Source organism: Streptomyces sp. NPDC041713, assembly GCF_055591085.1.
Genome location: NZ_JBVIZY010000009.1, coordinates 80001 through 92291, shown reverse-complemented (window position 1 = coordinate 92291; position 12291 = coordinate 80001). Strand labels below are relative to the sequence as shown.

The following is a 12291-nucleotide window of genomic DNA, read 5'->3' as shown; positions in this document are numbered from 1 at the left end:
CCTGCCTTATGCGCGGGCGGGGACGGCTCAGGAAGGTGCGGACGGCAGTCCGAGCAGCAGGTCGCTGTACTTGGCGACGGCGAGGAGCAGCCCGATCACGCCGAGCGCGACACCCGCCCACGCCACGGACTTGATCCACGGCGCCTGCTCCTTGCCGGGGGCGCCGAAGGCGGGCCTGACCAGGACCACGAAGCCGACGATCAGCGCGGAGACCGCGAAGATGCCGGCGATCAGCGCGGTGGCCTGCCAGGAGTCGCCGTACATGGCCTGGAGCTGGTCGGAGACGCTGGCGGACTGCTTGGTCTCCAGCTGGCCCATGATGTTCGAGCGGGCCCCGGCGATGGTGCCGAGCCAGCCGCCGGAGAGGCCGATCACGCCGAGCGCGGCGGAGACGACGGCCGCGGCGCCCTGGCCGACGCCGGTGGACCGGGCGGCCGGGCCCGTCGTGTCGTACGCGTCGTCGGCCTCGACCGCGTCCTCGTCCACCTCGGCGTCGGCCCCGGAGACGGCGTCGGACGGCTCACCGGACTTGGTGACGTCCGCCTTCGGTGCCTCGGTCTTCGCTTCCGACGTGTCGGAACCGGTCACTTCCTCGGTCTGGTCGGCGTCCTTGGCTCCGGTGGCGGCCTTGGTCCCGGTCGCGTCGTCTGTCTTGGTACCCATGCTGCGCACCGTACGGACGGAGTCTGAGAGCTCTCTTAACGAGCGTCGGCCCCGGGCCCCGAGCCGTCCCGCGCCGCCCGCCACTCGGGGGCCAGGACGGACCAGACCTCCATGTCGTGCCGGATCCCCTGCCAGGGGAAGCTCTCGCGCAGCACGCCGTCCAGGGTGAAGCCGAGGCGTGCGGCGGCGGCCTTGCTGCGCTCGTTGCGCGAGGAGACCAGCCACTCCACGCGGTGCATGCCGCGCTCGTCCACGGCCCAGTCGATGAGGAGCTTCGATGCCCTGTTGACCAGGCCGCGGCCCGCGGCCGACGGCTCCAGCCAGACGCCGACCTCGCAGCCGTCCACGCTCGTGTCGAAGATCCGGAAGAAGACCCCGCCGACGAGCGTGCCGTCCAGCCAGATGCCGTGGAAGCGGCCGGTGTCGGCGGCCTGCCGGTCGGCGCGCGACTGCAGAAAGGTCCGCGCCCCTTCCAGGTCCCGCACGGTGCTAGTGAAGGGCACCCACGGCCCCGCGTACTCCCGCGCCCGCTCGACGTGTTCGAGGAACTCCTGCGCCTGCCAGGGCTCGATCGGCCGCAGCTCAGCGCCCTCGCCCAGCGATATCGCGAACATCGTGCTCCCTCTCCCCGTGCGCGTCGTCGGCCACGTCGCGCTGTCCGGGGATCCTCGCACGGGCGTCGCGCGGGTTCGAACGACATTGGGGCGGCTCGATGGGGATCCTCGCACGGGCGTCGCGCGGGTTCGAACGACATTGGGGCGGCTCGATGCTGATGCGCGGCAGGAGGCGGTCCAGGCGGCGCGGCAGCCACCAGTTGGCGCCGCCGAGCAAGTGCATCAGGGCGGGTACGAGCAGGGTGCGCAGGACGAAGGCGTCGAGCGCGACGGCCGCGGCGAGCGCGATGCCGAACATCGCGATGACCCGGTCGCCGCTGAGCACGAAGGCGAGGAAGACCGAAATCATGATCACGGCGGCGGAGTTGATGACCCGGCTGGTCTCGGCGAGCCCGACGCGGACGGCCCGGCGGTTGTCGCCGGTCTCCAGCCACTCCTCGTACATCCGGCTGACCAGGAAGACCTGGTAGTCCATGGAGAGCCCGAAGAGGACCGACACCATGATCACCGGGAGGAAGGGCTCGATCGGGCCCGCCCTGCCGAGGCCGAGCAGCTCGCTCCCCCAGCCCCACTGGAAGATCGCGACGACGACGCCGAACGCGGAGCCGACCGCGGCGACGTTCATCACGGCGGCCTTGAGCGGGATGCCGAGGGAGCGGAAGGCGAGCAGGAGCAGCACACAGCCGAGCCCGATGACCACACCCACGAAGAGCGGCAGCTTGCCGACGATGATCTCCGCGAAGTCGTCGTAGCTCGCGGTGACCCCGCCGACGTGCAGGTCGAGCGTGCTGCCCGCCTCGGCCCCGGGCAGCACGTCGTCGCGCAGCCGGTCGACGAGTTCACTGGTCGCCTCGGACTGCGGGGCGGCGTCGGGGACCACGGTGAGCTGGACCGTGCGGCCGCCGTCGTCGTACGTCACCGGGCTGACGGAGGCGACGCCGGGCGTCGACTTCAGCGTCGTGACGAGGTCGTCGACGGCGACCCGGTCGCCGGCTCCGTAGACCTCGCCGACCAGGGTCAGGGGCCCGTTCACGCCGGGCCCGAAGCCGTCGGCCAGCAGGTCGTACGCCTGCCGGGTGGTGGCCTTCGCCGGGTTGTTGCCCTGGTCGGACGTGCCCAGGTGGAGGGCGAAGGCGGGCAGCGCGAGCACGGCCATGACGAGGACGGCGAGGCCGCCGAGGAGCCGGGGCCTGCGCTCCACGAAGGCGGCCCAGCGGGCGGCGAACCCGGTCGGCAGCTCCGGTTCGGGCCCGTGCTCGGCGAGTCTGCGGCGCTCGCGGCGGCTGAGGGCGCGCGGTCCGATCCAGGCGAGGAGCGCGGGCAGCAGGGTCACGGAGGCGGCGACGGTGAGGACGACGGTCAGCGAGGCGGCGATGGCGACGCCGTTCAGGAAACTGAGCCGCAGGATGAGCATGCCGAGCAGGGCGATGCAGACGGTGGCGCCCGCGAAGACGACCGCGCGCCCGGTGGTGGCGACGGCGCGCTCGGCGGCGACCGCCACGGGCAGGCCGCGTTTGAGGCCCTTGCGGTGCCGGGTCACGATGAACAGGGCGTAGTCGATGCCGACGCCGAGCCCGATCAGGGTGCCGAGCATCGGGGCGAAGTCCGCGACGGTCATCAGGTGGCCGAGCAGGACGATGCCCGCGTACGCGGTGCCGACGGAGACCAGCGCGGTGGCGATGGGGAGCACGGACGCGGCGAGCGAGCCGAAGGCGAGGAAGAGGACGACGGCGGCGACGGCCACCCCGACGACCTCGGCGAGCTGGGCGCTCTTGGTCTCGGTGAGCCCGACGGCGGTGCCGCCGAGTTCGACCTGGAGGTGGTCGGAGGCGGCAGCCTTGGCGGTGTCCACGACGGCCTGGGCATCGGCCTTGACGATGTCGTCGGCCTGTTCGCGGAAGGTGACGGTGGCGTACGCGGTGCGGCCGTCCGCGCTGATCCGCCCGGCGGCCCCGCCCTCGTACGGGCCGGTCACCGAGGCCACGGCGGGCAGTGCGGAGATCTCCCGCAGCGCGTCCGTCATCGTCTGTTCCACGTCGGCGGCGCGGACGGAGGTGCCCGGTCCGGTGTGCCAGACGACGGTGTCGCTGTCACCGCCGAGGCCGTGGAAGTTGTCGTCCAGGAGCTGGGCGGCGCGGCCCGACTCGGTGCCGGGCACCTCGTAGTCGTTGGAGTACGCGGACCCGGCGACCGCGGCGGCCGATGCGGTGGCGCCCAGGGCGAGGAGCCACAGCAGGACGACGACGAGGCGGCGCCTGACGCACCACCGGGCGAGTGCTGCCACGGACGGACTCCCTGGATGACGTGTGGATCTTCACCGGGAGCAGCCGTCGACCAACTGAGGCCCGCAAAAGAACGCATGAGTGACGACATATGCGCCGGAGTCACTTTGACAGCGCTAGAAGATCAATTGTCGCTTTCGTGGCCATACTCACAAGGGCACAAGGGCGGCACATCGGCCGCGCGAGGCACACCGGACCGCACGACCGGCCCCGCACGCCCCGCCCGTCGCCTCGCGCGCCGCGCGTTCTCCGCGGGCCTCAGCCCGAGACGCTCGCGCGTCCGTTCTCGATGTGGCCCATGAGGCGCCGCCGGAACGCCGGGTCGCCGTCCGCGGTCACCTCCACGTCGTACCAGCCGTGCTCGCCGGCGGTGTGCCAGGCCACGGTGCGGCTGCTGCCCGCCCTGACGCGCACGGTCCGCGTCCGCGACCGGACGTCCGCCTCGTCCACGTAGCCGAGCGGCGCGACCGTGAAGACGAGGGTGCGCCGGCCGCGGTTGGCGAGGGTCAGATGGATCTCGCGGTGGGTGATCGCGGAGCTGAGCCGCGCTCCCCCGCCCTTGCCGCCCCCCGCCTCCTTGGCGCCCGCGAACTCGCGCCGGAAGCCGTTCGGCCCGGTGATCGTGAAGGCGTACGTGTCGCCGGGCACCGGCACGGTCCAGGAGCCCGTGCGCAGCACGTCCTGGTGCTGCGGCAGGGCGAACTCACCCGCGTACGGGTAGAGCGCGAAGTGGGCGCTGGAGCTGCCGCCGTTGCGCAGCCGCACGGTGAGCGCGCCGTCCTCGCCGGGCCGGGCGTCCGCGTCGGGCTGGTAGGGCAGCGGGCGGGCGCGGCGGGTGCCGGGCTCCTGGACCGGCATGGACTGCTTCAGCGGCGGCTGCGGGGCCCAGCGTCCGCTGAACTCCGGGATGGCGCCCGGCTGTTCGAGGTCGGGGCGGCGGTGGCCGCGCCGGAAGTCGAAGGCGCCGGTGAGGTCGCCGGTGACCTTGCGGCGCCAGGCGCTGATGTTGGGCTCGCGCACGCCCGTCCACTTCTCCAGGAAGCGCACCACGGAGGTGTGGTCGAAGACCTCGGAGCAGACGTAGCCGCCGACGGTCCACGGCGAGACGACGAGCATCGGCACCCGCACGCCGAGCCCGGTCGGTCTGCCCTCCCAGCGCTCCTCCCGCTCCTCGGCGCTGTCGCCGCCGGGCACGGGCGGCGGGACGTGGTCGAAGAAGCCGTCGTTCTCGTCGTAGTTGATGAAGACGGCGGTGCGGCGCCAGACCTCCGGGTGGGAGGCGAGGGCGTCGAGCACCTTGTAGACGATGGTCGCGCTGTGGATGGGCGAGGAGACGCTCGGGTGCTCGGAGTCCTGGGCGGAGGGCACCAGATAGGTGACCTTCGCGAGCCTGCCGCCGGCCACGTCCGCGGCGAACGTCTCGGCGAGCGCGCCGGTGGGCACGCGCCGCAGCCCGCGCTCGAAGAGCGAGCGCTCGCGCCTGTCGAGCGTGGCGACGCCCTCCTCCAGGGTGGCGAGCAGCGCGGCGCGCTCGGTCTCGTTCGCGGCGGCGCGCACCTTGGCGTAGAAGGCCTCCATGAAGGTGAGGCCGGTCTTGGCCAGGACCTTGCGGGCGATGGCCTTGAAGGTGGTGAAGAACTCGATCTGGTTGTCGGTGAAGTTCTCCCACTCGGTGTACGTGCGCCAGCTCACGCCCGCCTTCTCCAGGCGCTCGGCGTACGTGCCCCAGCCGTAGCCGGGGTGGGTGCCCTCGTCGTACGCGTCGTTGCCGACGGCCCGCCTGCCGTTCGCCTCGTACCCCGTCTTCCCGCTCCACAGGTGGTTGCGGTTGGGGCTGGTGGAGCTGTGAATGGAGGAGTGGTAGGCGTCGCAGACGGTGAAGGTGTCGGCGAGTTCGTAGTGCAGCGGGATGTCCTCGCGCGTGTAGTACGCCATGGTGGCCGCCGTCTTGGCGGTGATCCAGCCGTCCATCCAGCCGTCGTGCCAGGCCTTGGCGCCGCCGCCCCAGGAGTGGTCGAGCGCGCCGATGTACTGGAGGTCCTTCTTCTGGGTCTGCGCGGCCTGCCGGACCGGGAAGGGCAGGATGGTGCGCAGGGCGCCGGGCTGCTCGAACACCGGCTTGCCGCCCGGGAGTTGGACGGCGTTGCGGTCGCCGAAGCCGCGTACGCCGCGCAGGGAGCCGAAGTAGTGGTCGAAGGACCGGTTCTCCTGCATGAGGATCACCACGTGTTCGATCCTGTCGAGGCCGCCCTCGCGCGGCGGCTCGTGCGCGAGCGCCTCCTGCAGCGACGGCGGCAGGAAGGAGCCGACGGCGGCGACGCCGAGCGCGCCGCCCCCGATCGCCATCAGGCGTCTGCGCGAAATCTCCGGCGTCACGTGGGCCTCCCAGTGGTCCTGGCCGACATCCAATGGTTCTCTGCTGATCCATTGGCCTGTACGACGGGGACGCTAGTGACGCCCGGTTTCGATGGGAAGGCTGCGGGTCGAAGTCGGGGTGAACGTCCAAAAGGTCTCGGCCCAGGAGGTGTTGGGAGTACGCGAAAGGGGGCGCCGCACCCGTCGGATGCGCCGCCCCCTTCGTCCCGGAGAGAAGACCGTCAGCCCTCGCTGACGCCCAGCTTCTCCAGGATCAGTTCCTTCACGCGGGCCGCGTCGGCCTGGCCGCGGGTGGCCTTCATGACCGCGCCGACCAGGGCGCCGGCGGCCGCGACCTTGCCGCCGCGGATCTTGTCCGCGACGCCGGGGTTGCCGGCGATGGCCTCGTCGACGGCGGCCGTCAGCGCGCCCTCGTCCGAGACGACCTTCAGGCCGCGCTTCTCGACGACCTCGTCCGGCGTACCCTCGCCCTTCAGGACGCCCTCGATGACCTGGCGGGCCAGCTTGTCGTTGAGGTCGCCCGAGGAGACGAGCTCGGTCACCCGGGCGACGTGCGCCGGGGTGATGGCGAGCTCCTCGAGAGCGGCGCCCGACTCGTTGGCGTGGCGGGACAGTTCGCCCATCCACCACTTGCGGGCCGACGCCGCGTCGGCGCCCGCCTCGATGGTGGCGACGATCGGCTCGACCGCGCCCGCGTTGAGGATCGACTGCATGTCGTGCTCGCTGATCCCCCACTCCTCGCGGAGGCGGTTGCGGCGCACGCGCGGCATCTCGGGCAGGCCGGCCCGCAGCTGCTCGACCCACGCGCGGGCCGGGGCGACGGGGACCAGGTCGGGCTCCGGGAAGTACCGGTAGTCCTCGGCGTTGTCCTTGATGCGGCCGGAGGTGGTGGAGCCGTCCTCCTCGTGGAAGTGCCGGGTCTCCTGCACGATGGTGCCGCCGGAGCCGAGCACCGCCGCGTGGCGCTGGATCTCGAAGCGCGCCGCGCGCTCAACGGAACGCAGCGAGTTGACGTTCTTCGTCTCGCTGCGGGTGCCGAACTCCTGCTGCCCCTTGGGGCGCAGCGAGAGGTTCACGTCGCAGCGCATCTGGCCCTTGTCCATCCGGGCCTCGGAGACGCCGAGCGCCTTGATGAGCTCGCGCAGCTCGGCGACGTACGCCTTGGCGACCTCGGGAGCGCGTTCGCCCGCGCCCTCGATCGGCTTGGTGACGATCTCGATGAGCGGGATGCCGGCGCGGTTGTAGTCGAGCAGGGAGTGCGAGGCGCCGTGGATGCGGCCCGTCGCGCCACCGACGTGCGTCGACTTGCCGGTGTCCTCCTCCATGTGGGCGCGCTCGATCTGCACCCGGAAGATCTCGCCGTCCTCCAGCTGGACGTCCAGATAGCCGTCGAAGGCGATCGGCTCGTCGTACTGCGAGGTCTGGAAGTTCTTCGGCATGTCCGGATAGAAGTAGTTCTTCCGGGCGAACCGGCACCACTCGGCGATCTCGCAGTTCAGCGCGAGGCCGATCTTGATCGCGGACTCGACGCCGATCTCGTTGACGACCGGCAGCGCGCCGGGCAGGCCGAGACAGGTCGGGCAGGTCTGGCTGTTCGCGTCCTGCTTGAGCGTGGTCGAGCAGCCGCAGAACATCTTGGTCTTGGTGCCGAGCTCGACATGGACCTCCAGGCCCATGACGGGGTCGTACGTCGCGAGGGCATCCTCGTACGACACCAGGTCAGAAGTGACAGTCACGGTGAAACTTTCCCTCTCAGCCCAGCAGGACGTCGTCGTCGCCCAGCTTCTTCAGCTCGCGGTAGAGCAGAGCGAGGCCGGTGACGATGGCGGCGGCGGAGACAGCGGCGTCGATGAGTCGGAGCGTGTCGTGTTCCTTGCGGGCCATACGGGCCTGCTTGACCACGGAGATCGCGCCGAAGGCAGTGGTGCCCATCGACAGGTACGCGCCGGGCTTCGACTTCTTGAAACCCTTGGCCTTGGCAGTCATGGGGCTCATAGTGACGGTGCCTCCTCAAGCAGCGGGTGACCCCACCTTTCCACGAAGGCGGCCTCGACGGCAGCACCGACCTTGTACAGCCGGTCGTCCTTCATGGCGGGGGCGATGATCTGCAGTCCGACGGGCAGGCCGTCCTCCGGCGCGAGGCCGCAGGGCAGCGACATGGCGGAGTTGCCCGCCAGGTTGGTCGGGATGGTGCACAGGTCCGCGAGGTACATCGCCATCGGGTCGTCGGCGCGCTCGCCGATCGGGAAGGCGGTGGTCGGCGTCGTCGGCGAGACGATCACGTCGACCTGCTCGAAGGCGGCCTCGAACTCGCGGGTGATGAGGGTGCGGACCTTCTGGGCGCTTCCGTAGTACGCGTCGTAGTAGCCGGAGCTGAGCGCGTACGTGCCCAGGATGACGCGGCGCTTGACCTCGTCGCCGAAGCCGGCCTCGCGGGTCAGCGCGGTGACGTCCTCGGCCGAACGGGTGCCGTCGTCGCCGACGCGCAGGCCGTAGCGCATGGCGTCGAAGCGGGCCAGGTTGGAGGAGCACTCCGACGGCGCGATCAAGTAGTACGCGGAGAGCGCCAGGTCGAACGTCGGGCAGTCCAGCTCGACGATCTCGGCGCCGAGCTCCTTGAGCAGCGCGACCGACTCGTCGAACCGCTGGACGACGCCGGCCTGGTAGCCCTCGCCGCGGAACTGCTTGACGACGCCGACGCGCATGCCCTGTACGGAGCCGTTGCGCGCGGCCTCGACGACCGGCGGGACCGGGGCGTCGATGGACGTCGAGTCGAGCTCGTCGTGTCCTGCGATGACCTCGTGCAGCAGCGCGGCGTCCAGGACGGTACGGGCGCAGGGCCCGCCCTGGTCGAGGCTGGAGCTGAACGCCACCATGCCGTAGCGGGAGACGCCGCCGTAGGTCGGCTTGACGCCGACCGTGCCGGTGACGGCCGCGGGCTGGCGGATGGAGCCGCCGGTGTCGGTGCCGATGGCGAGGGGGCTCTCGTACGCCGCGAGGGCCGCGGAGGAGCCGCCGCCGGAGCCGCCCGGGATGCGGGTGAGGTCCCAGGGGTTGCCGGTGGGGCCGTACGCGCTGTTCTCGGTGGAGGACCCCATGGCGAACTCGTCCATGTTGGTCTTGCCGAGGATGACGACGTCGGCGGCCTTCAGGCGCTTGGTGACCGTCGCGTCGTACGGCGGGATCCAGCCCTCGAGGATCTTCGAGCCGACGGTGGTCGGCACGCCCTCGGTGGTGAAGATGTCCTTGAGCGCGAGCGGGACGCCTGCCAGCGGGCCGAGCTGCTCGCCCCGGGCGCGCTTCTCGTCGACGGCGCGGGCCTGCGCGAGGGCGCCCTCGCGGTCGACGTGCAGGAAGGCGTGCACCTTCTCGTCGACGGCCTCGATGCGGGCCAGGTGGGCCTCGGTGACCTCGACGGCGGTGAGCTCGCCGGCGGCGATCCTCGACGCGATGTCGGCGGCGGTGAGCTTGATGATGTCCGTCATGTTCTTAGTCCTCCCCCAGGATCTGCGGCACCTTGAAACGCTGCTGCTCCTGGGCCGGGGCGCCCGAGAGCGCCTGCTCGGGGGTGAGCGACGGACGGACCTCGTCCGCGCGCATGACGTTCGTCAGCGGCAGCGGGTGCGAGGTCGGCGGTACGTCTTGGTCGGCGACCTCCGAGACGCGGGCGACCGCGCCGATGATGTCGTCGAGCTGTCCGGCGAAGTGGTCGAGCTCCTCGGCCTTCAGCTCCAGACGTGCAAGGCGGGCGAGGTGGGCGACCTCCTCGCGCGTGATGCCAGGCATGCGGCGATCCTCAGGGGTGGTGAGTGTGTGGGTTGTGGGCCCAATCCTATGGGTCGGCGCGGGGTGCCCGTGAAACGGTTTCCCCGCCGCCGCTCCGAGGCCCCGCCTACTGCACCACGTGACCCGACGACTGGCCCATGTCGGAGCCCTCCGCGGAGGCCGCAGCGGCCTCCGCGGCGACGTCGGCCGGGCGGCGCCAGCCGCGCGAACCGCGCGCCCGCAGCCACGCCGTCGCCTCGTCCGCGGGCATCGCCGCGGCAACCAGCCACCCCTGCACCGCGTCACAGCCGAGGTCCCGAAGCCGCTCCCACGTCTCGTCGTCCTCGACGCCCTCGGCGACGACCAGCAGTCCCAGCGAGTGGGCGAGGTCCACGGTGCAGCGGACGATCTCGGCGTCTTCGTTGTCGACGGCGAGGCGGGCCACGAAGGAGCGGTCGATCTTCAGCTCGCTGACCGGGAGCCGGCGCAGGTGGACCAGCGAGGAGTAGCCCGTGCCGAAGTCGTCGAGGGACATCTTGACCCCGTGCCCGGTGAGCCCGGCCAGCGTGTCCGCGGCCCGCTGCGGGTCCTCCAGGAGCACGTGTTCCGTGATCTCCAGCTGCAACGCGCCCGCGGGGACCCCGTGCCGGGCCAGCCGGGCCGCGACCGCTCCGGCGAAGCCGGGGGTGTGCACGTCGCGCGGCGAGACGTTGACGGCGACGGGCACCTTCAGCCCCTGGGCCTGCCACTTCGCGACCTGGCCGAGCGCGGTCTCCAGGACGTACTCCGTCAGGTGCGGCATGAGGCCGGAGGACTCGGCGATGGCGATGAACTCGTCGGGCGGCACCTTGCCGCGCTCGGGGTGCACCCAGCGCACCAGCGCCTCCAGGCCCGCCACCTTGCCGTCGAAGCGGACCTTGGGCTGGTAGTGCAGCTCGACGTCGCCGGCGTCCAGGGCGCGGCGCAGGTCGCCCAGGAGGCCGAGCCGGTCGGGGGTGTTGGAGTCCCGCTTGGACTCGTACACCTCGACGCCGGTGCGGTCTCGCTTCGCCTGGTACATCGCGACATCCGCCCGCCGCAGCAGCCCCTCCGCGTCGAGCGCGTGGTCGGGGAAGACGGCGAGGCCCGCGCTGGCCTCCAGGACGAGGGTCAGGCCGTCCAGGTCGAGCGGGGAGCCGAGCGCGGCGACCAGCTGGCGGGCCGCGCGCGTGGCCGACGTGGTGGAGTCGGCGACCGGCAGGAGCACGGCGAACTCGTCGCCGCCGAGGCGGGCGGCCTCCGCGCCGCGCGGCAGCGCGACCCGCAGCCGGTCCGCTATCTGCAGCAGCAGCCGGTCCCCCGCGAGGTGGCCGAGGGTGTCGTTGACCGACCGGAAGCGGTCCATGTCGATCAGCAGCAGGGCGGCCCGCGCCCCGATCCGCTCCGCGTCGTCGAGGGCCGTCCAGGTGCGCTCCAGGAGCCACTGGCGGTTGGGCAGGCCGGTGAGCGGGTCCCGCAGCTGCTCCTCGGCCCGCGCGCGGGCGATCCAGAGGGTGGAGTCGAGCGCGACCAGCGGGATGGCGAAGAGGGGCAGCAGGATCGGCAGGGAGATCGCCACGACACAGATCAGCGGGGCGATGCCGAGCAGCGCGATGCCGAGGAGCCCCTGGCGGACCAGGGCGGTGCGGGTGACGGTCGGCAGGGCGCCGGTGCGGGGCGCGTGGACGTACCAGAGCAGGACGCGGGTGACGGCGAGGTAGGCGACGGCGACCAGGGCCACCTGGGGGGCGGTGTAGAGGTCCCAGGTGTCGGGCAGCCAGGGGGACTCGGCGCTCGGCGACGTGCCGAACGCGGCCAGGGCCAGCGCGCCCGCGCCGATGCCGAGGATGTCGACCGCGCCGTGCAGCACGCCTCGGCGCCAACGGTGCCTGCGGGCGACGCCGACCAGGACGACGACGGTGAGGCTGACCATGCCGGCGGGCACCCAGCCGTAGAGCAGCAGGACGGCTACGGTGAGGGCGCCGCCGGAGCCGGTGCCGCCCCACCAGCGGTCGCGGCCGAGGGCGACCAGGTGGCCGACGATGAAGCCGGTGAGGATGGCCAGGGACCAGCCCGCGGAGCCGGTGGGGAACAGCGCGTGCCGGCCCGTGAAGGCCTGGAAGAAGCCGGTGCCGAGCAGCACCGCGGCAGCGGTGACGATCGCGACGGGCAGCAGCGGCCAGGCGTCGCGGGCGTCCTGTGCGGTGGGTCCGAGCGCGCCGGAGGTGGCCGCCGCCGGGCTCCCGGCGGGGCTGCGCGCGCCGGAGATCCAGGCCCGCTCACGGGGTTCGACCGCGGTGCTCAGCGTGCCGGATCCACAGCCGCCGACGGCGGTCGACGCGGGGTGCGGTCCGGTGGCCGGTGCTGTCCGGCGGCCGCGCAACCAGGCGTTCGGCGCGCGCCACAGGCGCGCGCGCAGCCGTGAGTCCGGGGCGGCGCTCTCGGTCGGTTCCATTCCCGTCCCTCTCACAGCCGGCGGTGCCCACGCCACGCGGACTCGGCCCTGGGTCGGCCGCGTCCCCTCGTACTTCCCCGGTCCTCGCGAGCAAGGAGACGCGCTGCTCCCGGACCCG

9 protein-coding genes are annotated in these 12291 nt (G+C 72.2%); all 9 read right to left on the bottom strand.

Annotation, left to right across the window (positions count from 1 at the left end; translation table 11 throughout):
* Window positions 1–27 precede the first annotated feature (27 nt).
* Window positions 28–663 carry a hypothetical protein gene (locus ACZ6CV_RS25920; RefSeq protein ID WP_469253091.1) on the bottom strand — a complete coding sequence of 212 codons (636 nt, stop codon included), beginning with the start codon at window positions 661–663 and terminating at the stop codon, window positions 28–30.
* A 35-nt stretch (window positions 664–698) separates the two neighbouring features.
* Window positions 699–1277, bottom strand: a complete 579-nt coding sequence (locus ACZ6CV_RS25915) for a GNAT family N-acetyltransferase (protein WP_469253090.1) — start codon at window positions 1275–1277, stop codon at window positions 699–701.
* Window positions 1246–3561, bottom strand: coding sequence for an MMPL family transporter (locus ACZ6CV_RS25910; RefSeq protein WP_469253089.1), 2316 nt, complete (start codon window positions 3559–3561; stop codon window positions 1246–1248). The genes ACZ6CV_RS25915 and ACZ6CV_RS25910 overlap by 32 nt, the downstream gene beginning before the upstream one ends.
* A gap of 256 nt (window positions 3562–3817) precedes the next feature.
* Entirely contained in the window at window positions 3818–5935 is a 2118-nt protein-coding gene (locus tag ACZ6CV_RS25905; protein WP_469253088.1) for a phosphocholine-specific phospholipase C, read from the bottom strand.
* A 221-nt stretch (window positions 5936–6156) separates the two neighbouring features.
* On the bottom strand, window positions 6157–7671 hold the full coding sequence (gatB, locus tag ACZ6CV_RS25900) for an Asp-tRNA(Asn)/Glu-tRNA(Gln) amidotransferase subunit GatB (RefSeq protein WP_469253087.1): 1515 nt from the start codon (window positions 7669–7671) through the stop codon (window positions 6157–6159).
* 16 nt (window positions 7672–7687) lie between these two features.
* Window positions 7688–7930 carry a hypothetical protein gene (locus tag ACZ6CV_RS25895; RefSeq protein ID WP_355811454.1) on the bottom strand — a complete coding sequence of 81 codons (243 nt, stop codon included), beginning with the start codon at window positions 7928–7930 and terminating at the stop codon, window positions 7688–7690.
* Window positions 7927–9420: an Asp-tRNA(Asn)/Glu-tRNA(Gln) amidotransferase subunit GatA gene (gene gatA / locus ACZ6CV_RS25890; protein ID WP_469253086.1), complete on the bottom strand. Its 1494-nt coding sequence runs from the start codon at window positions 9418–9420 to the stop codon at window positions 7927–7929. Before gatA ends, ACZ6CV_RS25895 begins: the two co-directional genes overlap by 4 nt.
* A 4-nt stretch (window positions 9421–9424) precedes the next feature.
* Window positions 9425–9721: an Asp-tRNA(Asn)/Glu-tRNA(Gln) amidotransferase subunit GatC gene (gene gatC / locus ACZ6CV_RS25885; protein WP_010984178.1), complete on the bottom strand. Its 297-nt coding sequence runs from the start codon at window positions 9719–9721 to the stop codon at window positions 9425–9427.
* Between the two features lie 106 nt (window positions 9722–9827).
* Complete coding sequence (locus ACZ6CV_RS25880) at window positions 9828–11987, bottom strand: putative bifunctional diguanylate cyclase/phosphodiesterase (RefSeq protein WP_469253238.1); 2160 nt, start codon at window positions 11985–11987, stop codon at window positions 9828–9830.
* Window positions 11988–12291 lie beyond the last annotated feature (304 nt).